This window comes from Rhodopseudomonas infernalis (assembly GCF_022271405.1).
Taxonomy (GTDB): Bacteria; Pseudomonadota; Alphaproteobacteria; order Rhizobiales; family Xanthobacteraceae; genus Rhodopseudomonas; species Rhodopseudomonas infernalis.
Genome location: NZ_JAJNAL010000005.1, coordinates 1 through 26,373, shown reverse-complemented (window position 1 = coordinate 26,373; position 26,373 = coordinate 1). Strand labels below are relative to the sequence as shown.

Sequence of the window (26,373 nt, the reverse complement as noted above, 5' to 3'; positions counted from 1 at the left end):
ACCCTACGCCGCCGCCGCCACGACCCGATTTCGTCCGTCGTGCTTGGCGCGATACAGCGCTGTGTCGGCGCGCTTCAGGAGGTCGCGGACCGGCTCGGCCTTGCTTTCAAGGGTCGACAGGCCGATCGAAATCGTGACGTCGATGCGGTGCGCGCCCTTCTCGATCGCAAACGGCTCGGCCGCAATCGCGCGGCGCAGCCGTTCGGCGACCATCTGGGCGACCTGCAGATCGGTTTCCGGCATCACGATCACGAATTCCTCACCGCCATAGCGGCAGGCCAGATCGATGCCGCGGATCGACTTCCTGATACGCGTCGCGAACTCGCGCAGCACGTCGTCGCCAGCATCGTGGCCGTACGTGTCGTTGATCGACTTGAAGAAGTCGATGTCGAGGATCATCAGCGCCAGCGGCTTGCCGCGGGTGCCGGCCTGCTCGGCCAGCGTGGCGAGATGGCTTTCCATGTAGCGACGATTGTGCAGCCCGGTGAGGCCGTCGGTGATCGCCATCTCGATCGAATGCTGCACGTTGTCGCGCAGATGATCGGTGTAGCGTCGGCGGCGGATCTGGGTGCGCGCCCGCGCCAGCAGTTCGTTCTTGTCGACCGGGCGCAGCAGATAGTCGTTGACGCCGATCTCGAGCCCGCGCAGCAGCCGCGAATTGCTGTCCGCATCGGCAATCGCCAGGATCGGCACATGCCGCGTGCGCTCCAGCGAACGCGCCTGGCTGCACAGCCGCAGCCCATCGAAGTTCTCGAGGCCAAGCGACACGATCAGCAGGTCGTAATTGCCTTCCGCGGCGTGGAACAGCGCCTCGGACGGATTGGGCTCGACGTCGATGTCGTGCTCGGCGCTCAGCAGCGGCGCCAGCCGCTCGTAGGACGACGGCCGGTCGTCGACCAGCAGGATGCGCCCGCCGCGGCCCTGATCATTGACCGCCTCGCGTTCCGGCGCCTGCACGCCGATTTCGAACGAGGTGATCGCCCGCATTCGCAATTCGTCGGTCATCATCTTCAGCCGCGTCAGCGACCGCACCCGGGCGATCAGCACGACGTCGGACACCGGCTTTGTGAGGAAGTCATCGGCGCCGGCCTCCAGCCCGCGGACGCGGTCGGCCGGACTGTCCAGCGCCGTCACCATCACCACCGGGATGAAATGCGTCTTCGGATTGGCCTTGAGCCGGCGGCAGACTTCGAAACCGTCCATGTCCGGCATCATCACGTCGAGCAGCACCATGTCGCATTCAGCGCGCTCGCAGATCTCCAGCGCCTGCGCGCCGTTCGACGCCGTCACCACGTCGAAATACTCGGCCGACAGGCGCGCTTCCAGCAGCTTGACGTTGGTGGGAATGTCGTCGACCACCAGGATCCGTGCGGACATGCCTTCTCCTAACCGATGAAGCTCCTAGCCGATGAAGCGGCGCACCGTCTCGATGAACTTGCCCACCGAAATCGGCTTCGACAGATAGGCTTCGCAGCCGCCTTCGCGGATACGCTCTTCGTCGCCTTTCATCGCGAATGCCGTCACCGCCACCACCGGGATGTGGCGCAACTCTGGATCGTCCTTGATCCAGCGCGTGACATCCAGACCGGACACCTGCGGCAGCTGAATGTCCATCAGGATGAGATCGGGACGCAGCTTGCGGACCAGGTCGAGCGCTTCATAACCGTTGCTCGTCCCCGACGTCTGGTAGCCATGAGCTTCCAGCAGGTCGCGAAAGAGCTTCATGTTAAGCTCGTTGTCCTCCACGATCAGGACGGTTTTGGCCATCCCGCCCTCCTATCCTGATACGAGAATGCCCGGGTCTGGGACAAGTGCGCGGTTTGACCGGCCGCCACACTTACCCCATGCAAGACTCGGGCATGATTGAATAAAATAGAGACCAGAAGTTACGGAAAGGCAAACATTCCCGATGCCAAAGCGCGTTCACAATCTGCGGCAAGTTTCTGAAATCGTAGCGGTTCAGGCGCTATCCTTCATCGCCTCCGCCCCCGAACGGCTGGGCTTGTTCCTGGCCGAGACCGGGATCGGCCCGGAGACGCTGCGGCTATCCGCAGCCGATCCGCAGTTCCTGGTCAACGTGCTTCAGTTCATCATGCGCGATGATGCGACGGTGAAGGCGTTCGCAAGCTCGGTCGATCTTGATCCGACCAATGTGGCGGCGGCACTGCAGGCGCTGGAAGAAAAACCCTGGGAGCGCGATATTCCGTGAGCGAATTGCCGCGCGGACCGCTGCGCTTCTGCCGTGACTGCTTCGCCGACAGCGGGGCGGACGCGCGGCGCTGCGTCGTGTGCGGGTCGCCGCGGCTGGTCGGCCATCCGGAGCTGCCGAACCTGACATTGGCGCATATCGATTGCGACGCATTCTATGCCACCGTCGAAAAGCGCGACAATCCGGACCTCGCCGACAAGCCGGTGATCATCGGCGGCGGCAAGCGCGGCGTGGTGTCGGCGGCCTGCTACATCGCCCGCACCTACGGCGTGCGCTCGGCGATGCCGATGTTCAAGGCGCTGGCGCTGTGCCCGTCGGCGGCCGTGGTGCGGCCCGACATGGCCAAATACGTCCGTGTCGGCCGCGAGGTCCGCCAGGCGATGCTGCAGCTGACGCCGCTGGTCGAGCCGCTTTCGATCGACGAGGCGTTTCTCGATCTGTCGGGCACCGAGCGGCTGCACGGCTCCATCGCCGCCAAGGTGCTGGCGCGGTTCGCGCGCGACGTCGAGCGCGACATCGGCATCACCGTGTCGGTCGGGCTGTCGTACAACAAGTTCCTCGCCAAGATCGCCTCCGATCTCGACAAGCCGCGCGGCTTCGCAGCCCTTGGGCAAGACGACGCCCGCGCCATGCTGGCGCCGCGGCCGGTCGGCTTCATCTTCGGCGTCGGCCCCGCCACCGAGGCTCGTCTCGGCCAGCGCGGTTTCCGCACCATCGCCGATCTGCAGAAGGCCGATGAGATCGAGCTGATGCGGCAGTTCGGCGACGAAGGCCGAAGGCTGTGGCGGCTCGCGCGCGGCATCGATACCCGCGAGGTGGTGCCGGACCGCGGCGCCAAGTCGATCTCCAACGAGACGACCTTCGACACCGATATCCGCGACCTGGAAACGCTGGAGCGCATCCTGTGGCGGCTGTCCGAGAAGGTCTCGTCGCGGCTGAAGGGTGCGACGCTGGCCGGCTCGACGGTGACGCTGAAGCTGAAGACCGCCGACTTCCGCCAGCGCACCCGTTCGCAGACCATCCACGCGCCGACGCAGATGGCGGGCCGCATCTTCGCGATCTCGCGCGAGATGCTGGCCAAGGAGATCGACGGCACCGCCTTCCGCCTGATCGGCACCGGCGTCAGCGCGCTGACTGATCAGACGCAAGCCGACGAATCCGACCTCCTCGACCGCCGCGCCGCCACCGCCGAACGCGCCATGGATGACCTGCGGAAGAAGTTCGGCAACGCCGCGGTGATCCGGGGATTGAGCTATACGGGGCCGGAGAAGCCGCGGGAGTAATCGTGCTGCCGCCCCGGATGCAATGCCCGTGCCCCGGACGCTGCGCAGCGCTTTCGCCCGGCACCTTGTACGGGACACGGTGAACGGCCTTGGAGGAGAAGTGAATCAGCCGCACTACTTACACGGCTTCATCGCCTTGACGTCGAGCTTGCCCATGGCGCCGGCGAGGACGAAGTCGTTGTAGTCGAGCACGAGCGAGCGGGAGACGCCGTTTTCGTAGAGCTCGAAGCTCATCGCGTAGACCGGGGTCTGCTCGCCGGTATCGGACTTGGCGCTGCGGTCGTAGTAGCTCACGGTCACCGGCCAGCGGGTCAGCGATTTCATCGACGCCTCGCCGGTCGACGGGTCGGGATTGGTCACGGAGCGATCGCCCGGAATCGGCTGACCGATCACCGTCAGCGTGTTGTAGACCTTCTCGCCGCCGTCGGAGCCGTCATAGACCTGCAGCTCGAGCAGCGACTTGCGGTCGCGCGCCGCGGCGATGATGCGTTCGATCTGTTCGGTCGGGAACACCGTCTTGCCATCGAGCGTGAAGGTCTTCTGCACCGGCTGCTTCAATTTCACCGTGATGGCGTCGCCGGTGCGCTCGGCGACGCCGTCGACGTCGCTGGAGTCGCTGTCGTTCATCTTGGTATCGATCTTGAAGCGATAGCTCTTGCCGGCCGCGTCTTCCCAGCTCGACGAGCGCAGATCGCTCAGCGTGTTCTTGCCCTCGCCGCTCTCGATCTCCGACACCTGGCGAAAATCCGAAGTGTAGCCTTCGCAGGCATTGCCGGAGAAATTGTACAGGATGCGGCCGCGCACCGTGCTCACCGACGCGTTGTTGCGCGTCTTCATCAGGCTGAGTTCGTACAGCGCCTGATGCGGCAGGAAGCTGATGTTCGGACCAGCGGCAGCAGCGGATCCGGTGCCGAGCGCGGCAACGCCGAGCATCGTCATCGCCAGCGTGGTGAAGCGGAGGCTCGTCTGGGGTAGCTTGCGCATGTCGTCTCCGTGGGAACCTCGGTTGAGGATAGGCAGCGGCCCGAACCGCCGCAACAGCTGCCATCGAAGGAACACTCGATTACGGTGAAATCGCGGACGAATTCGCATCAAACCTGGCTGATCGCGCGCGCGGCGGCTTGCTTGCCAGAATTGCCGCAATCGGCCAAACAGGTGCGCCCGGTCGCGCCGCCGGCCGGGACGCATGACTAACAAACGACGAACCGACGTCTGAAAAACATAATGGGGACCGCGATGGCCGGAGCAATCGAGCAGAAACTGACCGCGCAGGGAATCGTCCTGCCTGAACCTACCAGCCCGGTCGCCAATTACGTCGGCTTCGTCCGCACCGGCAATCTCCTGGTGGTGTCCGGCCAGATCTGCTTCGACACCGAAGGCAAGCTGATCGCCAAGGGCAAGCTCGGCGCCAATGTCAGCATCGAAGACGGCAACGCCGCGGCGCGCGGCTGCGCGATCAACCTGCTGGCGCAGCTCAAGGCCGCACTCGGCGATCTCGACAAGGTGGTGCGCGTGGTCCGGCTCGGCGGCTTCATCAATTCGACGCCCGACTTCACCGATGGCCCGAAGGTGATGAACGGCGCCTCCGACCTGATGGTCGCGGCGTTCGGCGACAAGGGCCGCCACGCCCGCACCACGATCGGCGTCGCCTCGCTGCCGGCCGACGCCGCTGTCGAGGTCGAAGGCCTGTTCGAAGTCGCCTGATCCGGACCTGATGCGATGCGCGCTCCCGACTGGCTGACCGCACGCCCGGTCGCGCATCGCGGATTGCACGACCGCGCCCGCGGCGTGCTCGAGAACATGCCGGCGGCCGTCCATGCGGCGATCGCCGGCAATTTCGCCATCGAGGTCGACATCCAGCTCACCGCCGATGGCGAGGCGATGGTGCATCACGACGACAACCTCGGCCGCCTGACGGAGGGCGATGCGCCGCTGCTCTCGCTCACCGCCGCCGAGCTGCGCCAGGTCGCGTTCAAGGATACGCCCGAGCGGATGATGTCGGTCGGAGATCTGTGCGATCTCGTCGCCGGCCGCGTGCCGCTGGTGATCGAGCTGAAGAGCCATTTCGATGGCGACCGTAAACTCGCGTCCCGCTTGATCGAGGTGCTCGCCGCCTATCGCGGCCCGGTCGCGGCGATGTCGTTCGATCCCGACCAGGTGCTGGCGCTGCGCCAGCTGTCGCCCGACCTGCCGCGCGGGATTACTGCCGAGCGGCGCTACGACGATTCCTACTGGGCCAAGCTCGATGAGGCCCGGCGCAGGCCGATGGAAGCGCTGCGCCATGGCCTGCGGACGCAGCCGCACTTCGTCGCCTACCGGATCGACGACCTCCCCGCCCCCGCGCCTTGGATCGCCCGAAACCTGTTCGGCTGCGCGCTGTTAGCCTGGACCGTTCGCACACCGGAGCAACGCGTTCGCGCGGCCGCACAGGCCGACCAGATGATCTTCGAAGGCTTCGTTCCGGAACCGTGATCGCCACACCCTTGCGCCGCGTGCGCGAATTGCCCAATCTCAGGCGATGACGCTGTTGCCCTCATTACCCGTGACCGGTCCGGCTGATTGACCCGTTCGTCCGACATCACGCTCGAAGCCGTCCCCTCGATCGACGCCGTTCCGGCGGCGGAGTGGGACGCCTGTGCCCGCGGCGCGCTCGCACCGCCCGCGCCTTCATCCGACGCGTCAACCGCCTCCTGCACGACGTCGGCAGCCGCCTACAATCCTTTCACCTCGCACGCGTTTTTCTCCGCGCTGGAGACCTCGAAATCGGCCAGCGTACGGACCGGCTGGGGCCCGCGCCACCTGCTCGCGAAACAGGGCGAGCGGATCGTCGGCATCGTGCCTTGCTACCTGAAGGCGCATTCGCAGGGCGAATACGTGTTCGACCGCGGCTGGGCCGACGCCTATGAGCGCGCCGGCGGCAGCTACTATCCGAAGCTGCAGTCCTCGGTTCCGTTCACGCCCGCGACCGGCCCTCGTCTGCTGATCCGCCCCGGCGAGGACGCCGGCGAAGTCGCTGCGGCATTGTCGGGTGGCCTGATCGCGCTGTGCAAGCTGAGCGAGGCGTCGTCCGCCCACGTCACCTTCGCGCGCGAGTCGGAATGGCACTTTCTCGCCGAACAGGGTTTCCTGCAGCGCACCGACCAGCAGTTTCACTGGCACAACGCCGGCTACGGCAGCTTCGACGATTTCCTCGCCACGCTGAACTCACGCCACCGCAAGGCGATCAAGCGCGAGCGCCGCGATGCGCTGGCCAACGGCATCACCATCCATCACCTCACCGGCGCCGACATCACTGAGGATGCCTGGGATGCGTTCTTCGAGTTCTACATGGAGACGGGCTCGCGCAAATGGGGCCGGCCGTATCTCAACCGCGCGTTCTACTCGCTGATCGGCGAGAGCATGGCCGATGACGTGCTGCTGGTGATGGCGAAGCGCGACGGCCGCTGGGTCGCCGGCGCGATCAACTTCATCGGCGGCGACACACTGTTCGGCCGGCACTGGGGCGCGGTCGAGCACCACCCCTTCCTGCATTTCGAGGTCTGCTACTATCAGGCGATCGATTTCGCGATCGCGCGCGGCCTCAAGGTGGTCGAGGCCGGTGCCCAGGGCGAGCATAAGGTCGCCCGCGGCTACCTGCCACAGACCACCTACTCGGCGCACTACATCGCGGATCCGGCGCTGCGCCGCGCCATCGCCGATTATCTGAAGCGCGAGCGAATGTACGTGGACGAGATGGGCCGCGAACTGACCGAGGCCGGCCCGTTCCGCAAGGACACCGATCCGGCTTGACCGCTTCGCGCGTCGCGGCGAAAGTCCGGCCGAAAATCGCCGGAGTCGCCATGACCGCCTATGATCCCCAGAACCCGTTCGCCAAGATCCTGCGCGGTGAATTCCCGTGCCACAAGGTCTATGAGGACGAGCACGTGCTCGCCTTCCTCGACATCATGCCGCGGGTGCCCGGCCATACGCTGGTGATCCCGAAGGCCCCGGCGCGCAACATCCTCGACATCACCGCCGAGGATTTCGCCCACGTCGCCCGCGCCGCGCACAAGGTCGCCGCGGCGGCCATGAAGGCGTTCGATGCCGACGGCATCGTCGTGCAGCAGTTCAGCGAGCCGGCCGCCGGTCAGGTCGTGTACCATTTGCACATGCACGTGATGCCGCGCCACGACGGCGTCGCGATGCTCCCGCCCGCGAGTCGGAAAGAAGAGACGGCGGTGCTGGAAGCGAACGCCGAGAAGCTGAAGACGGCGCTGCAGACCAGCTGATTAAACTGCACCCGCCTCTCCCCGTCATTGCGAGCGAACGAAGCAATCCAGGAGCTCAGTGCACCGGGCTGGATTGCTTCGCTCGCAATGACGACAGATCGGTTACTTCACCACCGAATGCACGCACCTGTCCGGCTTGAGGTCGATCAGCGGGGTGCCGTCGAGGCAGTCGAGGCCGCGAACCAGCACGGTTGCGCCTTCGATACCGACCAGCGCGGCGGCCGAGATGCCGATCGGATTGGGCCGCACCGGCGAACGCAAGGCAAACGTGCCGCGCGGACCGTCGTGACCGTGGCCGCGCTGCAGCACCAGGTCGCGCCGCGCCTGATGCAGCCAGTACACCACCTGCACCTGCTCGAATTTATCGAGGCCGGCCAGCGCCTGCGTCCACGGTTCGAAAATCTCGAGCCGGCAGATCGGCCCATCGAAGCTGCCCTGGCGGGGGGTCTGGCCGCGCGCGGTCCACGGCGTGCGGATGCGGCCGATGAACACCAGACCGGCATCGGTCGGCGGCGGCGGCGTGACGGCGATCTCGCCGTCGCGGAGTTCGTCGTAATTGGTCATCTGCATATCCGTTCGCAGTGATCGCGCAGCGTAGCCATCTGGCGGCGCCCGGCAACCGCGGCAAAAGACTCAGCCGAGCGCAAACTGCCCGGCGATCAGCACCGCCTCGCCAACCACGACGCCGATCAGGATCGAGCGTTTGGTCGCCATGAAGGCAATCAGGCCGATCGCGACCGAACCGTAGCGCAGGCCCCACGGCACGCTCGCCAGCGCGCCGGGCGGAAACACCAGAATTTGCGCGATCACGCCGGCCAGGATCGCGGTCGCCACCGCGCGGACCCAAATCAGTAGTTCCGAGCCTTCGTCGATGCCGCCGCCGAGCCAAAGGCCCACCATCCGCCAGATCTCGTTGGGCAGAAAACCCGCCAGCACCAGCACGAGCAGTGCGTGCCAATCGCCGATGAAGCCGCTCATGCCCGCCTCGCCTTCCAGCGATGCACCCCATAGGCGATCGTGCCCGCCGCGACGCCGCTGATCAGCACGTCAACGCCGGTCTGAAAATACGCCACCACCGGAAACAGCAGCACGCCCAGACCGAGCGCCACCATGTCGGCGATCTCGCGGCAGTTGCGTGCCGTCGACAGCAGGAACGCGAGCGGCGTCAGCAACAGCACGGCGGCGCCGAACAGCTGCGGCAGGTTGGCGGCGAGCAGATAGCCGATCACATTGGCGATCAGGCAGACCGACACCAGCCCGCTACCAAGCCCGATGGCGAAAGGGATCCGACGCTCGCGCGGCACCTGCGGCAGCAGCCGGAAGCACTCGACCCACATCGTCACCGCAACGAAATGCGCCGGCACGATCAGCTGTCGCAGCTTGGTGCTCGGCGTGCGCATCAGCGGCAGCACCGACACCACCATCGGAAACAGCCGGATCGCGCTGAGCGTCACCGCGATCGCCGCCTGCAGCACGGTCGCGCCGGAGCCGAGCGAGGAAATCAGGATGATCTGCGCCGGCCCGGCCCACACCAGCAGCGTGCTCAGCAGCACCCAGCCGAGGCTGAAGCGGCTGTCATGCGCCAGCGCGCCGATGCCGATATAGGTCGCAAACAGCACCAGCGTCAGCACGGTGGAGCCGACAGCGCGGACGCCCTGTAGATAGGCACGGCCCGGACTCATCCATTGCGCGGAATCGAGCGAAGCGAGCGCCATTGGAAAGCAGCATCCTTTAAGGCCTGTCGGCGAATCCGGCACCGTGCGGCGCCGCGCGCACTCTATCGACGGGCCGCCGCGCCGTCGAACGACGAGGCGCATGAGCGAATCGCATGTCTCGCTGCAATCAGCCGCGGTTGCGCAGCACCAGACAGGCGCTGCCGGCCTTGCGGATCCGGCTGCACAGCTCGTTGGCCTCGGGCCGTGTCTCGGCGCCGATCCTCACCTGATAGAACGGCCGCGTGCCGCGGCTGCGGAACACCGAGCTCGACAGGCTGGGATCGTGCTCGCCGATCACCGCGCTGAGCCGCGACATCGCCCGCGCGTACATTGCCAGCGCCCGGTCGCGGTTGAAGCCGGCCGCGAGCTGCACACCCCACGGCTTGTCGGCACCGAGCTTCACCCGTTGCTCGAGCTGCGCGACGAACGGATTTGGCGCGCGGCGCAGCAGCGCCATCAGCGTCTTGCAGTCGGTGTTCGCCTTGGTGTCGGGCTGTTTGGGATTGCGCCCCGCCGCCGCCCAATCGTCCACCGTGGTGCCGGTGATCGCATAGACATAAGACCGGGTCTGCTGCGGCATCGGGCCGGTGCCGGCGAGCCACTCCTGCACGCGTCGCGGCCCCGCATTGTAAGCGGCCGCAGCAAGACCAAGATTGCCGAACTGGCCGCGTAGCTCGTTGAGGAATTCGGCAGATTTCGGCAACGCCTGCACCGGGTCGAACGGATCGAGCAGACTGCGCTCGCTGGCGGTGCCGGGCATGAACTGCGCGATGCCCTGCGCGCGCTTGCCGTTCCGCGTCACCGGCCCGACCGCGTCGGGCTGAAACCGGCTCTCCTGCCAGATCACGCGCGCAAAATACTCCAGCGGCAGATCGTGCGCCTTGGCGGCGGATTCGATCATCAGGCAGATCGACTCGCGGGTGTCGCGATCGGCTGGCTTCTCCGGCTCCTGCTTGGCCGCCTCGGCCGGTTTATCGCTCGCCTTCGGATCGGTCGCCTCGGGCTTGGCCGCCTCGGGCTTGTTCGCCTCAGGCTTGGCCGCCTCCGGGCTCGGCGATGGGGAAGCCGGTGGCTCCGGCTGCTTGGCCGGCGTGCTCTCGGCCGCGGGTGCGTCAACGGGCTTGGCAGGCGCCGCATCTTCCGCACGCACCAACGAGATGGCGGCGGCCGTGAACAACACCGCAAGCCCCGCGCGCCGGCGCAAACTTCGAACTCCGCGCAGTCTCATGCCGCGTCCCGTATCGTCGCGCGTGTTGACAAGGCTGGTCGCCGGAGGTGCAATCGGTCATCCCCTTCAACGCAGATCCTATCATGGCCGACCAGCCCGACACGACCGCCTTTGCTGCCGACGACGACGTGCCGATCGCCTACATGGCGCGGACACGGGCCTATTATCAGGCCATCGGCTACGACGCGCCGTATCGCTGGGCGCATCATGTCGGCGCGCCGTTCCAGCCGCTGTCGAAGCCGCTGGCCCAGTCGCGCGTCGCGCTCATCACCACCGCGGCGCCGTACGATCCGGCGAAAGGCGATCAGGGCCCCGGCGCGCCGTATAATGGCGGCGCCAAGTTCTATCAGGTCTATGCCGGCGACACCGCGTCCGATCACGATCTGCGGATCTCCCATATCGCCTACGATCGCATCCACACCACCGCCACCGACAGCGGCAGCTGGTTTCCACTGCCGGAGCTGCGGCGGCTGGCGAACCAAGGCCGCTTGCAGCTGGCGCCCAACTTCTTCGGCGCCCCGACCAATCGCAGCCACCGCGTCACCCTCGACACCGACGCGCCCGAGATCCTGACGCGCTGCAAAGCCGACAACGTCGATGCGGCGGTATTGGTGCCGAACTGTCCGGTGTGCCATCAGACCGTGTCCTTGGTCGCGCGGCATCTCGAACAAAACGGCATCGCCACCGTGATCATGGGCTGCGCCAAGGACATCGTCGAACACGCCGCGGTGCCGCGATTCCTATTCAGCGACTTCCCGCTCGGCAATTCCGCCGGCAAGCCGCACGACCCGGCGTCGCAGGCGTTCACGCTCGAACTGGCGCTGCGCGTGCTCGAAACCGCGCCGGCTGCGCAGACCACGGTGCAATCCCCGCTGCGCTGGCGCGACGATCCGTCGTGGAAGCGCGACTACAATAACGTCGCCAATCTCAGCGCCGAGGAATTGGCCAAGCGCCGCGCCGAGTTCGACGCCCAAAAACAGCGCGCCCGGACCCTGCGCGAAAACGCGGAGTAAACAATCCGTCCCCGTCGTTTCGAGCGAGGCGGGACAATCCAACTCGTGCTCGGCGCAGGGTCGTTTCCCCGCCCTGTGTCTGTCCGCGGCATGTCGCCTTTCCGGCAATTGCCTCGCCGCCCGGATGCACTACAACGTCGGTCTGATCCACGATCCGGCCCGCGGCTGCGTCGCCGGTCTGCAGAGGACGACGGCCATCAAGCGCAAGCAGCCCAAGACCCGGCGGCCGAAGAAGAAGCATCACGGCAAGCCGCAACCGGTGGGAAAGCCCGCGGCGACGGACACCGTGGACTCCGAGCCGGCCGCTGCGCCGTCGCCGTCCGCTGTCTCGCCGTCCGCTGCGCCGCCACCTGTTCGCGACACTGCCGCGGCGGCTGTGAAGCGTCCCGCGCCACCTCAACCAAGCCCCGCTCCCGCGCGGAAAGCGACGGTCAAATCCGTGCAACGGCCGGCGCTGCCTGCATCCGTGCAGCCGTCCGAGCCGAAGCCCGCCGCCACGCCAGGGCTGGCGCTGCGGGCTTGCGACGCGGTACTCGACATTGCGCGCAACGAGCCGCGGCGGATGCTGCTGTGGATCCTCGGAATCTATGGCGGGCTTTGGTTCGTCGCGGCGTTCAGCTTTCCGAGCCTGCCGGCGGTCGGCTACGAGATGGCGCTGCGCGGCCACGAATGGCCGACCGGCCCGTGGAGCGATCCGCCGCTGGCGCCGTGGCTGACGCAGATCGCGGCGCTGATCACCGGCGGCTGGACCGGATCGCAGATCGTGCTGTCGATCGGCTCGGCGCTGCTGGCGCTGCTGCTGCTGTGGCGGCTCGGTGCGGGCATGATCGGCCGCAGCGGTGCGACGCTGGCGGTCGCGCTGACCATTCTGATCGGCTGCTTCGGCGCCGAAATCCTCGGCTACGATCCGGCCATCGCGGCACTGCCGCTGAGCGTCGCGGCGGTCGCGTTGTATCGGCGCGCCGTGCTGAGCACGATTCGGGCGCCGTGGATTGCGCTGGGCCTTGTCTGCGGCCTGCTCGGCAATGCCGAACACGCCGGCTTCGCGCTGATTCTGGTGCTGGTCGCGCATCTGCTGCTGACGCCCGAGGGCCGCCGGCAGGTACTCACCCCGGGCCCGGTGCTTGCGGCAGCACTCGCCATCGCGGTGCTGACGCCGCATTTGTTGTGGCTGGCGCAGCCCGGCGCCGCCACGGCGGAGGGCGTCGGCGCACGGATCGTCGCCGCGTTCGGCTTCCTGTCGGGGCAGGTAGGTCTGCATCTCGGCCTGATCGGGCTCGCCGTGCTCGCCGCCCTGCCCCGGCTGCCGCTGCAAGGGGAGCCGGCCCAGTTGACGCTGCAAGCGCCGAGCGGCTTCGACCGCTCGTTGATCCTCGCCGCCGCCTTCGGGCCGTCGCTGCTGGTCGCGCTCGGAAGCGTGGTCGGGTGGTTCAGCATCGGCGCCACCACGGGCAGCGCGCTGGCGGCGTTGTCGGGGCTCGCCCTCCTGATGCTGCTGCCGCCGCAGTTCGCGCTGCGCGCGCCCCGGCTCGCGGTCGTTCTATGGTTGCTGGTGCTGGTCGGCGCGCCGTTCGTCGCGATCGGCTCGATCTACAGCCGCGCCTATGGCAGCGGACCGCTGCCGACCGAGCTTTATCCGACGCGCGCGCTGTCGAATGCCATGCAGGCGGTGTGGAAGAGCCGCACCACGCGGCAGCTCGACATCGTCACCGGCAGCGCGCGGCAAGCCGGGTTCGTGGCGCTGTACGCCTCGCCGCGGCCATCGGTGTTCATCGACGCGGATGTCGCCAAGAGCCCGTGGATCAGTCCGCAGCGGCTGAAACAGTCCGGCACGCTGGTGGTGTGGACCACCGACGAATTCGCCCGGACTGACGAGCTGCCGCCGCCCTATCGCGCCGCGCTCGGCGAGGTTGCGCCGGTGTTCGGCACCATGGTGCTGCCGCTCGGCCGCGGCAAACTCAAAGCCTACGGCTGGGCGATGATCCCGCCCGAGGGCGTGACGGTGCAGGGACCCGCGGCCGTGGCACCACCGGTGACCCCGCCCGCGGCAGAAGTGCCCTCATCTGCGCAACCCTCTGAGCCTGCGGACGCGCAGCAGGCTCCCCCATCTGTATCAGCAAAGCCCGCGCCGGCGGGACCTTCATCGCCTGCCACTCCGCCAGCAGCGAACTAGCAAAGCGCGCCTTCAACAATCGCAACGTCACGTCCGTCATTGCGAGGAGCGAAGCGACGAAGCAATCCAGCTCAGTGCACAAGTCTGGATTGCTTCGCTTCGCTCGCAATGACGGGTGGAGAGGTGATCGCCCAAGCCCTTACGCTGAGGAGCGCAGCAAATGCCTTCCCCCCGTCAGGGCCGGGCTCGTCCACCGCCATCCACGTCTTGCCTCCGAACGAAGGTCTGCGTGGATGCCCGGGACGTCCGGGCATGACGGCGCACCAATCGGATGCAACCCGTTGAACGGCGCGCGCTGACCCGGCGCACAGCGGCGCCGCGTAGTTGGGGCGCAACAAAAAGGCCGGCGATCGCTCGCCGGCCTTTGCTAACTCACCACTCGCTCGCCGCGATCAGGCTTCTTCGACCCGATCCTTGGCGCGGGGCTTGGCCTTGCGGGAGCTGCCGCGCTTCTTGGCGCCCGGCAGGTCCTCCGGCTTCGGCGTGACCGGGCCGTCGAGGAATTCGAAGGCGATCTTTTCCAGCTCGACGCCGGCGACCGCTTCGTCCTTGACCAGCACGACCTTGACGTGGCCGCCGCCCTTGAGCTGACCGAACAGAACTTCGTCGGCCAGCGGCTTCTTGATGTGTTCCTGGATCACGCGCGACATCGGCCGCGCGCCCATCTGCTCGTCGTAGCCATGCTGCACCAGCCAGGCCTTGGCCTCGTCGGTCAGCTCGATCGTGACGTCGCGATCGGCGAGCTGCGCCTCGAGCTGCAGCACGAACTTCTCCACCACCATGCCGATGACGTCGGCATTGAGATGAGCGAACGACACGATCGCGTCGAGACGGTTGCGGAATTCCGGCGCGAACTGCCGGTTGATCGCCTCATGGTCATCGCCTTCCCGCTTGTTACGGGTGAACCCAAACGCCTGCTTGGCGAGATCCGCCGCGCCCGCGTTGGTGGTCATGATCAGGATGACGTTGCGGAAGTTGACCTGCTTGCCGTTGTGGTCGGTGAGCCGGCCGTGATCCATGATCTGCAGCAGCACGTTGTACAGATCCGGATGCGCCTTCTCGATTTCGTCCAGCAGCACGACGCAGTGCGGATGCTGATCGACACCGTCTGTCAGCAAGCCGCCCTGATCGAAGCCGACATAGCCGGGAGGCGCACCGATCAGTCGCGACACCGTGTGCCGCTCCATGTACTCCGACATATCGAAGCGCAGCAGCTCGACACCGAGCGACGACGCCAGTTGTTTGGCGACTTCGGTTTTGCCGACGCCGGTCGGGCCGGAGAACAAATAGCAGCCGATCGGCTTCTCCGGTTCGCGCAGGCCGGCACGCGCCAGCTTGATCGACGCCGACAGCGATTCGATCGCCTTGTCCTGGCCGAACACTACGCGCTTCAAGGTCGTCTCGAGATGCTTGAGCACCTCGGCGTCATCCTTGGAGACGCTCTTCGGGGGAATCCGCGCCATGGTCGCGACGGTGGCTTCGATTTCCTTGATGCCGATCGTTTTCTTGCGCTTGTTCTCCGCCACCAGCATCTGCGCAGCTCCGGACTCGTCGATCACGTCGATCGCCTTGTCCGGCAGCTTGCGGTCGTGGATGTAGCGCGACGACAGCTCGACGGCCGACTCGATCGCCTCGTTGGTGTACTTGAGCTTGTGGTAGTCCTCGAAATACGGCTTGAGGCCCTTGAGGATCGCGATCGCGTCCTCGACGGTGGGCTCGTTGACGTCGATCTTCTGAAAGCGCCGCACCAGCGCGCGGTCCTTCTCGAAGTGCTGCCGATACTCCTTATAAGTGGTCGAGCCCATGCAACGGATGCTGCCCGAAGCCAGAGCAGGCTTGAGCAAATTAGAGGCATCCATCGCGCCTCCGGAGGTCGCGCCGGCGCCGATCACGGTGTGGATCTCGTCGATAAACAGGATCGCGTTCGGATGCGCCTCGAGCTCCTTCAGCACTTGCTTGAGACGCTCTTCGAAGTCACCGCGGTAGCGTGTGCCGGCCAGCAGCGTGCCCATGTCGAGCGAGAACACCGTGGCGGCCGCGAGCACTTCCGGCACTTCCGAGTCGACGATGCGCTTGGCGAGGCCTTCGGCGATCGCGGTCTTGCCGACGCCGGCTTCGCCGACGAACAGCGGGTTGTTCTTCTGCCGGCGGCACAGCACCTGGATCGCTCGGTTGATCTCGGAGTTGCGTCCGATCACCGGGTCGATCTTGCCGTCACGCGCCTTCTTGTTGAGGTTGACGCAATATGTCTCGAGCGCATCGCCCTTCTTCTTGGAGTCCTCGCCGCCCTTGGCTTCGGTCTCCTCGTCGACGCCGCGCACCGGTCGCGCCTCGGAGACGCCCGGACGCTTGGCGATGCCGTGGCTGATGTAGTTGACCGCGTCGTAGCGCGTCATATCCTGCTCCTGCAGGAAGTACGCGGCGTGGCTTTCACGCTCGGCGAAGATCGCGATCAGCACGTTGGCGCCGGTCACTTCTTCGCGGCCTGACGACTGCACATGAATCACCGCACGCTGGATCACGCGCTGAAAGCCGGCGGTCGGCTTGGCGTCTTCGGACCCGTCGGTGACGAGGTTCTCGAATTCGGTTTCCAGGTAGTTGACGAGGCTGGCGCGCAGCTTGTCGAGATCGACGCTGCAAGCGCGCATCACGGCGGCGGCGTCGGAGTCGTCGACGAGTGAGAGCAGAAGATGCTCGAGCGTCGCGTATTGATGATGTCGCTCGTTGGCGATGGCGAGCGCGCGATGGAGGGATTGTTCAAGGCTTTGCGAAAATGTCGGCATCTCGTCCTCTGTGTCCCCCGCTCATCATGATCGCCGCTGCATCGTCACGCAACAACAACCTTACGACATATAGTGTCACAACCCGTCGCCGAAAGACCTGTTCCTTTTCGTCGGGCAGACACCAGGCGAGTCCGGGAAAACCCGCCTTTCAGAGCAATGCAAGAGCCGTTCCGAGATCGAGCGCCACTCTTCGTTCAGCGACTTCACTCCCCTACTTCTTCTCCATCACGCATTGCAGAGGATGTTGGTGCTTGCGGGCGAAGTCCATCACCTGCGTCACTTTCGTCTCTGCGATCTCGTAGGTAAACACACCGCACTCACCGATACCGTGATGGTGAACATGCAACATCACTTTGGTGGCGGCTTCGATATCCATCTGGAAGAATTTCTCCAGAACGTGCACGACGAATTCCATCGGCGTGTAGTCGTCGTTGAGGATCAGCACGCGGTACAGGTTGGGCCGCTTCGTCTTCGGCTTGACCTTGGTGATGACCGAGGTGGTCGGGTTGCCCGACCCGGACCGCCCGCCGTCGCCGGCCATCACCGTCGTGCGGCGCGGCTTTGACCCGCGGGCGGTTGGCCATGCGGATGCGTCAGCGTAGTCGTTCGATACATTCGATTGCAGCATGGCTCAGGTATTCGAATCCCCACGGAACTCATTTCACCGGAACCGGAACGCGCACAAATTGTGATCGACGATTCAGCTCCGGCTGTCCGCCACCCCGGCGGCCCGATCCCCGACAATGATCGGGTACCGCAAATATGGGTCGAGTGGCGGTGCGCCGCAAGCGTGGAGATTCCGGAGGTCTTCCAACCTTCCGGCGGCGCAGCAGGCGCCAAGCGTTAAGGCCGTCTTGCGATGGTCCACCGAATTTCGATTTCGCTGTTATCGGGGAATTCACTATCGCAGACGACCTAGTGCATTTGTCACGTAATTTAGGGAGTTTCTGAGGTCGGATTTACCGGACGTTCAGGGCCTCAACTGGAGATTGCGGCAATTCCTTACCTTCGGGTGTCGCATGTCGTTAAGATCTCCTGGCCGATTAGAGAGCATCGCGCGCCGCTTCGGGCGCGCCTCTGGCGGCAATGTCGCCGTCCTGTTCGCGATCTCGCTGCTGCCGATCCTCGGCTTCGTTGGCGCGGCGATCGACTACTCGCGCGCCAGCAAGGCCCGCACCGCTATGCAGGCGGCGCTCGATTCGGCGGCCTTGATGGTGTCGCGAGATCTGTCTTCGGGCGCGATCACCGCCGCCCAGGTGACGGCGAAAGCTCAAACCTATTTCACCAGCCTCTACACCAACACCGAAGCGACCGGCGTCACTGTCACGGCCAGTTACACCGCGAAGGACAGCACCGGCTCGTCGACCATTCTGCTGACGGGCGGCGGCACCGTCGGCACCGACTTTATGAACCTGTTCGGATTTCCAACTCTCGGCATCGGCAGCACCTCGACCGCAACCTGGGGCGGAACGCGGCTGCGGGTCGCCATGGCGCTCGATGTCACCGGATCAATGGCATATGATGACAAGCTGCCGACGATGAAGACCGCCGCCAAGAACCTCATCGAGAGCCTCCGCGCCAGCGCTCAGAGCGCGGACGACGTCTACATATCGATCATTCCGTTCGCCCACATGGTCAATGTCGGCGTCAGCAACAAGGGCGCGGATTGGCTGAAATGGGACGATTGGAACGAAAATGAAGGGAGTTGCACAACTTATCGGAACGACTACCGAAGCTACGACAATCGGACAGACTGCCAGAACGCCGGCCGCACCTGGACGCCGATGTCCACCAACAACTGGCGTGGCTGCGTCACCGATCGCGACCAGCCGGCCGACACCACCAAGGATGCGCCGACCAGCAACGCCACGCGGTTTCCGGCGCGCTATGCGCTGCTCAATTCGACGGTCTGCCCGGCGCAGATCGTGCCGATGACGTCGGTCTATTCGGCCGACAATGCGACCACGCTGAAGGGCAAGATCGACGCGCTGACCGCCAACGGCGGCACCAACCAGCCGATCGGCATGGCCTGGGCCTGGCTGTCGCTGCAGACCGGCAATCCGCTCAACACCCCCGCCAAGGACTCCAACTTCAAATACACCGACGCCATCATCCTGCTGTCGGACGGCCTCAACACCATGGACCGCTGGCCGTCTTACGGAAACGGTCAGGTGCAATACAACGGCCAGATCGACGCGCGGCAGAAACTGCTCTGCGACAACATCCGGGCTTCGGCGACCAACACCTCGCGGACCGTGATCTACACCATCCAGGTCAATACAGGTGGCGATCCTGAATCGGCGATCCTGCGCTACTGCGCTGACAGCGGCAACTTCTTTGCCACCACAACCGCTTCGGGCATCAGCTCAGCTTTCGCTCAGATCGGCAGCTCGCTGTCCAAGCTCCGGATCGCCAAATAGCCTTCGGTCGATTGTCGGCGCTTGGGCGCCCCCCTCAGTACGCGAGCGGACATCCGTCACGAATCGAGGCTAGCTCGGCCTGCCCCCCGCCGAGGTCGCCAGAGCCGGCCGCAGCGGTGCATGGAAGCTCTATGAAATACGCGCATAGATTGCATTCATCGAAAAACTGCGGCATCGCCGCAACGGATGCTTAACGTTTTCGAAACGCACCTCTCCTAACCTCTCCCTCTGATCGTTCGCGCCCTTGGGGAAAAGCCGCGTCAGCTCAGCTGCTTAATCTCGACCATCATCTCGACGAACGTCGGTCGAGCTGCCGCGGCTGATCTTAATGGCCGAATGGACAGCACTGCCGCCGTGTTGGGCATAATTTCGCCTCACGGTCCGGTGATTGATGAAAGATCGGACGGGGACGTTCATGCACCGCAACATCCATGTCAGCTCGCGTCTCCTGCGGGTTTGCGTACTCGGCCTGGCCACAATCTCGGCCGCGGTCATCGCCACCACCGACACGGCTGATGCCCGGCGGAAACACCGTCACCACCGGCACAAGGTCGAGCGCAGCAGCTACAACCCCGCATTCGCGTCGATCATCGTCGACGCCAATACCGGCGCCACCCTGACCGCGACCAATCCGGACGCGCTGCGCCACCCGGCCTCCCTCACCAAGATCATGACGCTCTATCTGTTGTTCGAGCGTCTCGAAGCCGGCAAGCTGTCGCTCGACAGCGAGATGGAAGTGTCCGAGCACGCCTCCTCGCAGGCGCCGACCAAGCTCGGCCTTCGTCCCGGCCAGACGCTGCGCGTCGAGGACGCGATCAAGGGCCTCGTCACCCGCTCGGCCAATGACGCCGCCGTGGTGATCGCCGAAACCGTCGGCGGCAGCGAAACCGATTTCGCCCGGTTGATGACCCGCAAGGCCCGCGCGCTTGGGATGTCACGTACGGTCTATCGCAACGCCTCGGGCCTGCCGAACGACGACCAGGTCACCACCGCTCGCGATCAGTCGATCCTCGGCCGCGCCATTCAGGACCGGTTCCCGCGTTACTATCGTTACTTCGCGACCGCCTCGTTCAACTATCGTGGCGCTTCGATCCGCAACCACAATCGCCTGCTCGGCAATGTGGAAGGCGTGGACGGCATCAAGACCGGCTACACCCGCGCCTCCGGCTTCAACCTCGTCACCTCGATGCATCGCGGCAACCGCTTCCTGGTCGGCGTGGTGCTGGGCGGCCGCAGCGGCAGCTCGCGCGACGCCATCATGCGCAACCTGCTGGCCGAAAACCTCGACAAGGGCGCGACCCGCCGCACCGTCGCGGCGATCACCGAGCGTTCGCCGTCGCAGAGCGACATCGAGGTTGCCGACGATACGCCGACGCCGAAGCCGACCCCAGTGGCGGTGCAGAACCAGGGCGCCATCCAGGTCGCCTCGGCGGCGCCCGAGCCGGCCGAGATCGAATCTCGAGTTGCCGTGCCGACACCGCGCCCCGCCGCCCCGATCGCTGCGGCCCGCATCGAAAAACCTGAGCCCGGCCCCTTCAACAGTGGGTCGCTCGAAAAGCCGCTGGCGCTGGTCCCGAACCCCGGTTCGTCCGAGCCGATGAAGCCGGTCCGGATCAAAACCGTCCAGGTCAAATCCGCTCCGATCAAGCTGGCCTCTGCGGTCGCCGCTCCGCCCGTCACCAACACGATCCCCGCGGCGCGCCGTGACATCGCCGAAACCTCGAACGCCGCCGTCGCCAAGGCCGAGTTGCTCCCGCAGCCCGCCAACCATGGCACCGGCAATGGCATCCTCGGCGTGCTGCCGGCTTCCCGGATGGCACCGTCGACCACCCAGGCGATGGCCTCGGCCGAGCCTGCCGCGCCGACCGTGCAGCAGAACGGCGCGATCAAGCCGGTCACCCACAGCGGCTGGATCATCCAGGTCGGCGCGCTGCAGAGCGAGAGCGAAGCCAAGGCCCGGCTCGACGCCGCTCGCGATCAAGCCCGCGGCATGCTCGGCAAGGCCGACCCGTTCACCGAGACCGTGGTGGCAAAGGGCGACCGCAAGCTCTACCGCGCCCGCTTCGCCGGCCTCGATCGCGACGAAGCCGAAGCGGTCTGCAAGAAGCTGAAGCGCTCCGACATCTCCTGCTTCACTATTAAAAACTGACCTGTCGCCAGCGACGGTTGCCGTTCGCAGTCATTGCGAGCGCAGCGAAGCAATCCAGCTCCGTACACTGAGCTGGATTGCTTCGTCGCAGAGCCTGTGCTCGGACGGCACGGAGCGCCGATCCGGGTGCTCCTCGCAAAGACGGAGTTGGGCTCCTGAACTCACCATCGACGCGGCCGGGTGCTTCCCGGCCGCGTTTTTGTTTGTGCGGGCCCCATCTGGGAGCCGCCGAGAACCGCCCGGCTTGAAACCACTCGTCAATCATTGCGCGATAAAAACATCGACAACAGCCACGCCGAATGGGCGGGCAGTCGGCGTCAAATCAGAGAACAGAAAAGCCCCTCGCAGTCTGTAGCGTAGAGTTGCGTTGCCGGAGTTAGCTGCGATGCGTGCGAAGCAAAGTATCCTTGGCCGCGTTTACACGGGCGGCAAGGTACGTCGACCCCCCTTGATCGGGATGGAGTTTCTTCATCAACGTGCGATGAGCACGCCCGATCTCGTCCGGCCCCGCGCCCGGCTTCAGGCCAAGGACCTCATAGGCTTCCTCGGTCGTCATTTTGCCGCCAAACGACTGGCTGCCCTGCCGCCCTGCCGCACCGCTCTGCGCGTTCTGACGCCAGGCGGGAAACCGGCGGTCCAGATAACTTTCAAGTAGCGCGCAGCTCTCGGCGTCGAAGCCGGTCATCATCGCGGCGAGTTCGGCCAGATCGAATTCGTCGAGCGAGCGGCCGGCCTGCGGCCCGGTCAGGATGCGGCCCCTGATCGCGCCGCTCTCGTGATCCAGCGTCATTTCCAGATTGGCAGAGCGGACCTGAGACGACTGTCCGGGCGAACGCCGTCCGCCGAAAAGTCCACCGAGATTGCCGAAGCCCGCATTGCTCAGGGGGGCCCAGCCGAGCAGACCCGCACCGAACAGCCCAAGCGGGATCGCCACCGCGAGCTGGCCGCGCACGCCCATGAACAGCGCGGTCGCCAGCGTCACGATGCCGCCCGAGACCTTGAGCGCACGCGCCAGCACGGCGGGATTCGCCGAACGGAACATCTGCAGCAGCGTGTAGAGAACGAAGACGGCGATGACGCCGACAATCAGCGTAGGCATGAGGCCAATATAGGCTGCCAGCGGACGAAATGCACCGCCGGCGACGCTGCGGCTATTTCATCTGGCCGAGCAGCAGGGCCGCGCCGCCGCCCTGCCGGGCGAGCCGCAGCAGCGCCTCACGGCCCCCCGCCGCATACGCCGCCGCCGCGCGCAGCAATTCGCGCAGCTGCGCCGCAGCGCCCGGGTCGAATCGGCACCACGCGCCGCCGGTCAGGCGGGCCATCTCGCGGAACGCGCTTTCGGCGACTGGATCGACGCCCTCCTGGAAAATGAAGACCGGCACCTTCAGCATGCCGAGCTCACCCGCTTTGGCGCACAGCTCGTCGACCGATTCTTCCATGGCGTCTCCGACGAAGACGATGGCGCGCACCCCCGAGGCGACGGCCTCCTTGCGCGCGTCCGACAGCACCCGGCCGATCTGGGTATGGCCGCCGCGGCAGTCGATCTTGCCCATCAGCCGCGCCAGCTCGTCGCTCGACGAGATCCAGCCCGAGGCCCGGCATTCGTTCATTCCGCGAAAATACACTAGGCGGATATCGAGACTGCCGAGCGCTGCCGCTTCTCGAAACATTTCGGCCTGCAGCGCGCAGGCCATGTCCCAGGTCGGCTGGCGGCTCATCGTGGCGTCAAGCGCGAACAGCAGCCGCCCGCGTCCCGCCGTGCCGGGCGCCATCGCCCGTGCCTTGGCGACAAACGCGGCGATCTCGTCCGGCGTATTGCTCGGCCGCAACGCGGTGTCGGCGGTCGCGCTGGGAGTCTGCTGTGTGGTTTTGGTCGGATGCTGAGGCATCGAAGCTCGCGTTGTGGAACGCGGCTTATGTGGCGTTCAGCAGCGGGAGGGTCAATGCCGGCAGCTGCGGCCGCTGGCTGCAGCCGAAGAGAGCAGCGCCGTCACCGCACCTGTGCCATCGCGCCAGGATTCTGCCGGACCCGCGCCGGTACTGGCCGTCCGGCTTCGGTCTCCAGGAACTTGTCGAGCGCGCTGCTGATCGATTCCTTGACGTCGTCGGGGCCGCGATCGCTCATGTCGGTGTGCTGGAAGCCGGTGTTGACGACGGTAATGCCCGCTTTGTCGCAGACCGCCTGATCGGGCACGACGCCAGGATCGGGCCTGAACACCGGGTCGTGGGATCGGAACGACAGGATGCGGAATTTGCCGTCGATCATGAACGGAACACGCAAATTGTCGAGCGTGACGACCTTGCGGATCCGGTCGGGATGCAGCTTGGCGTAGTACATCGAGATGTCGCCGCCATTTGAATGCCCGACCATCGTGAGGTGGTCGTAATCGGCGTTGGGCTGCAGCTTCTCGAGTTGCTTCACGGCGAATTCGATGTTGGCAATGCCGCGCTCGTAGACCGGCAGCCGGCCGACATAGGGTTCACCAACCTTGGTCACCAGCGGAGCGTCGGAGTCGAGATCGTGCTGGATGCTCACCGCCATGTAGCCGCGGGCGGCGAACAGATTGGCGAGGAACGAGTACTCGGTGTAGCGGACTGTGTTGCCGTGGTTGAGGATCGCGACCGGCAGCTCCAACAGACCGGCGTCGGCCTGCAGCTCCTTGTCGCGGCGGACCGCGATATCAATCGCTACCGGGCGATTCCGGACGGTGTCGAAGAAGGTCAACGTCTGATGACGGATCGCCCACTTCGAAGCGGTGAAATACGCTGCAGCTGAGACGAGGCACAGCGCGAGCAGAACGACTATTCCGCGCGTCATTGGTCCACCCTGTTTCGGCGCGATCCCCATGCCCGAGGTCTCGGAGGCCGATGCAGCAACTATAAATCACCGCACTATGACAGGAAGATCAAACATTAGGAGAATACCGCTCCTGACTTGTGCAACTGCACAATGCCGCGACAGAGCGGGATGTTTCCCCTGTCGGAGCGCGACTGGTGAGAATCTGCTCACACTGCACAGCCGACGCGCAGCACCGATTTCTCGCTGCCGCTCGATCATCACTACCAAAGCACGAGATAGCCGGGATCAGAACCGGCGCGCTACGCGCCGACGATGTCGTGTAGTTCGAGCGGCTGATCGACTTGCGCGAACCATTCGGCGCGATTGGCGGCCCGGCGGCGGCCGCGCTCGTCCAGCGGCAGCTTGAGCTGGCGAAGCAGCGCGCTGACCTCCTCGCGGGCTGTGACATGGCCCATGCTCGGCCTGGTGCCGAGTGTCGATTCGGTCAGATCGTCGAGCGCGGTCAGTCCGCGCGGAAAGAATTCGCGATACACCGAGCGTTCGGCAAATCCGTCAAGCGGCCGAAAGCCGATCTGCCGCGCGAGATCTTTCAGACTGGCGCCGACGAACTGGGTATTACGCGACGCCATCGTCGACAGCCGGTTGCGCACCACGATCCAGTCGGTATCGACGCCGTCGAGCTGGCGCCGGCTGCGCCGCGCGTCCTGCACCATCGCGGCGTAGTGGCTCGGCCCGGTCACGGAGAGCGTGGCCGGATCGACGCGCCCGAGCACGTCGAAATCCAGAAAGCTGTCGTTGATCGGCGTCACCAGCGTATCGGCCATCGAATGCGCGAGCCGCATCAGGTAACTGTCCGCGCCGGGCGTATCGATCACGATGAAGTCGTGGGTCTGTTCGACGGCCGCGACCGCTTCGGCGAATTGCTCGAACTCGGTCTGCTCATTGTCGGCGACCTGCATGGTCTCGCCGAGCCGGATACAGCAATGTCGCGGTAGTTCGAGATCGGCGCCGACGTGGCGCGCCCAGCTGCGGCGATTAGCGATAGTGCGGGTGAAGCTTTGCTGGCGGCAGTCGAGGTCGATGCTGGCGACGCGTTGCCCGGCCTTCAGCAGCGCCACTGCGATGTGCAGCGCCAGCGTCGACTTGCCCGAACCGCCCTTCTCGTTGCCGAGGACGATTACGTGCGCCGAGCCGGACTGTGCCTGGGTCGCCTGAACCAGCATCACTCTTCCTTTGTGGACATCTTCGAAGCGGCGGACTGCGCCGGTCAAGCAGATTGCGTAGACGCGCGGCGCGATCAATCCCGTTCGCGCTTCATCATGAATCGTAACCCTGTGAGCCGTTGTTCCGGAGGCCGAAATTCCGGTTCGGCTTGGCGCGGGAACACATCGTTTGATAAGATCGAAGTCCTGATGGCCCCGCCGTCGCTTCAATCATCCCTTGCGAGTTGTCATGTCCCGTCCGCCTGTCGTCGCCCGCACCCTTCCCGCCCTCCGCCGCGCGCTCGGCGAGCTGCGACGCCGCAACGCGTCGGTGGCGCTGGTCCCGACCATGGGGGCGCTGCATGACGGCCACGTCTCGCTGGTGCGCCTCGCCAAACGCCGCGCCGACAAGGTCGTGGTGTCGGTGTTCGTGAACCCGACGCAGTTCGCGCCGAACGAGGATTTCGGTTCGTACCCGCGAACCTGGAAGGCCGACGCCTCCAAACTCGCCGCCGAGAATGTCGACCTGATCTGGAATCCGGACGTGAAGGCGATGTACCCGGAGGGCTTCGCCAGCCACATCGGCGTCGACGGCCCGGCCGTGGCCGGCCTTGAGGATCGCTTCCGCCCGCATTTCTTCGGCGGCGTCGCCACTGTGGTCGGCAAGCTGTTCATTCAGGTCCGGCCGGACTTCGCGATCTTCGGCTCCAAGGACTATCAGCAGCTCCGCGTGGTGACGCGGATGGCCGCCGATCTCGACACCGGCGTCAAAGTGATCGGCGCGCCGACGGTGCGCGAGCGCGATGGCCTCGCAATGTCCTCACGCAACGTCTACCTGACGCCCGAGCAGCGCCAGATCGCCCCGACGCTGTACCGCGCCATGAAGGAAGTGGCCAAGCTGCTGAAGGCCGGCAAGAGCGCCGAGGCAGCCGTCAAGGTCGGCAGCCAGATGATCTCCAGCGCCGGCTTCGCGCTAGACTATCTCGAAGCCCGCCACGCTGAAACGCTGGCCCCGGTGCGCTCCCTGAAAGACGGCCCGATCCGCCTCCTCGTCGCCGCCAAGATCGGCACCACGCGGCTGATCGACAACATCGCGGTGTGAACTGTTCTGCATTTGATAAAACCACCGC

The 26,373-nt window shown here is 65.6% G+C and carries 24 protein-coding genes; 11 read left to right on the top strand and 13 right to left on the bottom strand.

Annotated features, from left to right (window positions below; genetic code table 11):
- Positions 1-3 precede the first annotated feature (3 nt).
- Positions 4-1,377, bottom strand: coding sequence for a PleD family two-component system response regulator (locus LPW26_RS05300; RefSeq protein ID WP_238733239.1), 1,374 nt, complete (start codon positions 1,375-1,377; stop codon positions 4-6).
- 24 nt (positions 1,378-1,401) lie between these two features.
- Entirely contained in the window at positions 1,402-1,767 is a 366-nt protein-coding gene (locus tag LPW26_RS05295) for a response regulator (protein WP_238733238.1), read from the bottom strand.
- 142 nt (positions 1,768-1,909) lie between these two features.
- Here LPW26_RS05295 and LPW26_RS05290 point away from each other — a divergent pair, with 142 nt between their 5' ends.
- Positions 1,910-2,209, top strand: a complete 300-nt coding sequence (locus tag LPW26_RS05290) for a DUF3572 domain-containing protein (RefSeq protein ID WP_238733237.1) — start codon at positions 1,910-1,912, stop codon at positions 2,207-2,209.
- A complete protein-coding gene (locus LPW26_RS05285) occupies positions 2,206-3,492 on the top strand; it encodes a DNA polymerase IV (protein WP_238733236.1) in 1,287 nt (428 codons plus the stop codon). The genes LPW26_RS05290 and LPW26_RS05285 overlap by 4 nt, the downstream gene beginning before the upstream one ends.
- 114 nt (positions 3,493-3,606) lie before the next feature.
- Here the strand turns inward: LPW26_RS05285 and LPW26_RS05280 are convergent, their stop codons facing one another.
- Positions 3,607-4,431: a cell envelope integrity EipB family protein gene (locus LPW26_RS05280; protein WP_406677081.1), complete on the bottom strand. Its 825-nt coding sequence runs from the start codon at positions 4,429-4,431 to the stop codon at positions 3,607-3,609.
- A gap of 297 nt (positions 4,432-4,728) precedes the next feature.
- Between LPW26_RS05280 and LPW26_RS05275 the strand changes: the two genes are divergently transcribed.
- The 4 genes from LPW26_RS05275 to LPW26_RS05260 all read left to right on the top strand — a co-directional run bounded on the left by LPW26_RS05275 (position 4,729) and on the right by LPW26_RS05260 (position 7,760).
- Complete coding sequence (locus LPW26_RS05275) at positions 4,729-5,196, top strand: RidA family protein (RefSeq protein WP_238733234.1); 468 nt, start codon at positions 4,729-4,731, stop codon at positions 5,194-5,196.
- A 15-nt stretch (positions 5,197-5,211) separates the two neighbouring features.
- Positions 5,212-5,964, top strand: a complete 753-nt coding sequence (locus LPW26_RS05270) for a glycerophosphodiester phosphodiesterase (RefSeq protein WP_238733233.1) — start codon at positions 5,212-5,214, stop codon at positions 5,962-5,964.
- An 87-nt stretch (positions 5,965-6,051) separates the two neighbouring features.
- A complete protein-coding gene (locus tag LPW26_RS05265) occupies positions 6,052-7,281 on the top strand; it encodes a GNAT family N-acetyltransferase (protein WP_238733232.1) in 1,230 nt (409 codons plus the stop codon).
- 50 nt (positions 7,282-7,331) lie between these two features.
- Positions 7,332-7,760, top strand: a complete 429-nt coding sequence (locus LPW26_RS05260; RefSeq protein WP_238733231.1) for an HIT domain-containing protein — start codon at positions 7,332-7,334, stop codon at positions 7,758-7,760.
- 102 nt (positions 7,761-7,862) lie between these two features.
- Here the strand turns inward: LPW26_RS05260 and tsaA are convergent, their stop codons facing one another.
- The 4 genes from tsaA to LPW26_RS05240 form a co-directional block, all read right to left on the bottom strand.
- Positions 7,863-8,324 carry a tRNA (N6-threonylcarbamoyladenosine(37)-N6)-methyltransferase TrmO gene (gene tsaA / locus LPW26_RS05255; RefSeq protein WP_238733230.1) on the bottom strand — a complete coding sequence of 154 codons (462 nt, stop codon included), beginning with the start codon at positions 8,322-8,324 and terminating at the stop codon, positions 7,863-7,865.
- A gap of 69 nt (positions 8,325-8,393) precedes the next feature.
- Positions 8,394-8,738, bottom strand: a complete 345-nt coding sequence (locus LPW26_RS05250; protein ID WP_238733229.1) for an AzlD domain-containing protein — start codon at positions 8,736-8,738, stop codon at positions 8,394-8,396.
- Positions 8,735-9,475 (bottom strand): AzlC family ABC transporter permease, encoded by a 741-nt coding sequence (locus tag LPW26_RS05245; RefSeq protein WP_238733228.1) that lies wholly within the window; start codon positions 9,473-9,475, stop codon positions 8,735-8,737. Before LPW26_RS05245 ends, LPW26_RS05250 begins: the two co-directional genes overlap by 4 nt.
- Before the next feature lie 127 nt (positions 9,476-9,602).
- Positions 9,603-10,703 carry a transglycosylase SLT domain-containing protein gene (locus LPW26_RS05240; protein ID WP_406677036.1) on the bottom strand — a complete coding sequence of 367 codons (1,101 nt, stop codon included), beginning with the start codon at positions 10,701-10,703 and terminating at the stop codon, positions 9,603-9,605.
- Between the two features lie 83 nt (positions 10,704-10,786).
- Here LPW26_RS05240 and LPW26_RS05235 point away from each other — a divergent pair, with 83 nt between their 5' ends.
- A complete protein-coding gene (locus tag LPW26_RS05235; protein ID WP_238733226.1) occupies positions 10,787-11,716 on the top strand; it encodes a glycine reductase in 930 nt (309 codons plus the stop codon).
- Between the two features lie 124 nt (positions 11,717-11,840).
- The gene (locus LPW26_RS05230; protein ID WP_238733225.1) at positions 11,841-13,889 is read left to right on the top strand and encodes a glycosyltransferase family 39 protein; all 2,049 of its coding nucleotides are present in this window, start codon (positions 11,841-11,843) and stop codon (positions 13,887-13,889) included.
- Positions 13,890-14,281: 392 nt separating this feature from the next.
- Here LPW26_RS05230 and clpA read toward each other — a convergent pair whose 3' ends face one another.
- Positions 14,282-16,672 carry an ATP-dependent Clp protease ATP-binding subunit ClpA gene (gene clpA, locus LPW26_RS05225; RefSeq protein WP_238733224.1) on the bottom strand — a complete coding sequence of 797 codons (2,391 nt, stop codon included), beginning with the start codon at positions 16,670-16,672 and terminating at the stop codon, positions 14,282-14,284.
- 211 nt (positions 16,673-16,883) lie between these two features.
- Entirely contained in the window at positions 16,884-17,213 is a 330-nt protein-coding gene (gene clpS, locus LPW26_RS05220) for an ATP-dependent Clp protease adapter ClpS (protein ID WP_238733355.1), read from the bottom strand.
- A 478-nt stretch (positions 17,214-17,691) separates the two neighbouring features.
- On the opposite strand from clpS, the gene LPW26_RS05215 reads away from it, so the two are divergent.
- Together LPW26_RS05215 and LPW26_RS05210 are read left to right on the top strand one after the other, a co-directional pair.
- Entirely contained in the window at positions 17,692-19,092 is a 1,401-nt protein-coding gene (locus tag LPW26_RS05215) for a TadE/TadG family type IV pilus assembly protein (RefSeq protein WP_238733223.1), read from the top strand.
- Between the two features lie 415 nt (positions 19,093-19,507).
- On the top strand, positions 19,508-21,241 hold the full coding sequence (locus LPW26_RS05210; protein WP_238733354.1) for a serine hydrolase: 1,734 nt from the start codon (positions 19,508-19,510) through the stop codon (positions 21,239-21,241).
- A gap of 376 nt (positions 21,242-21,617) precedes the next feature.
- Here LPW26_RS05210 and LPW26_RS05205 read toward each other — a convergent pair whose 3' ends face one another.
- From LPW26_RS05205 to LPW26_RS05190, 4 genes are all read right to left on the bottom strand, one after another.
- Entirely contained in the window at positions 21,618-22,340 is a 723-nt protein-coding gene (locus LPW26_RS05205) for a DnaJ domain-containing protein (protein ID WP_238733222.1), read from the bottom strand.
- A 52-nt stretch (positions 22,341-22,392) separates the two neighbouring features.
- A complete protein-coding gene (locus tag LPW26_RS05200) occupies positions 22,393-23,130 on the bottom strand; it encodes a VWA domain-containing protein (protein ID WP_238733221.1) in 738 nt (245 codons plus the stop codon).
- A gap of 101 nt (positions 23,131-23,231) precedes the next feature.
- Complete coding sequence (locus LPW26_RS05195; protein WP_238733220.1) at positions 23,232-24,059, bottom strand: alpha/beta fold hydrolase; 828 nt, start codon at positions 24,057-24,059, stop codon at positions 23,232-23,234.
- 281 nt (positions 24,060-24,340) lie between these two features.
- On the bottom strand, positions 24,341-25,264 hold the full coding sequence (locus tag LPW26_RS05190; protein ID WP_238733219.1) for a division plane positioning ATPase MipZ: 924 nt from the start codon (positions 25,262-25,264) through the stop codon (positions 24,341-24,343).
- Positions 25,265-25,493: 229 nt separating this feature from the next.
- On the opposite strand from LPW26_RS05190, the gene panC reads away from it, so the two are divergent.
- Complete coding sequence (gene panC / locus LPW26_RS05185) at positions 25,494-26,345, top strand: pantoate--beta-alanine ligase (protein ID WP_238733218.1); 852 nt, start codon at positions 25,494-25,496, stop codon at positions 26,343-26,345.
- Positions 26,346-26,373: the final 28 nt, after the last annotated feature.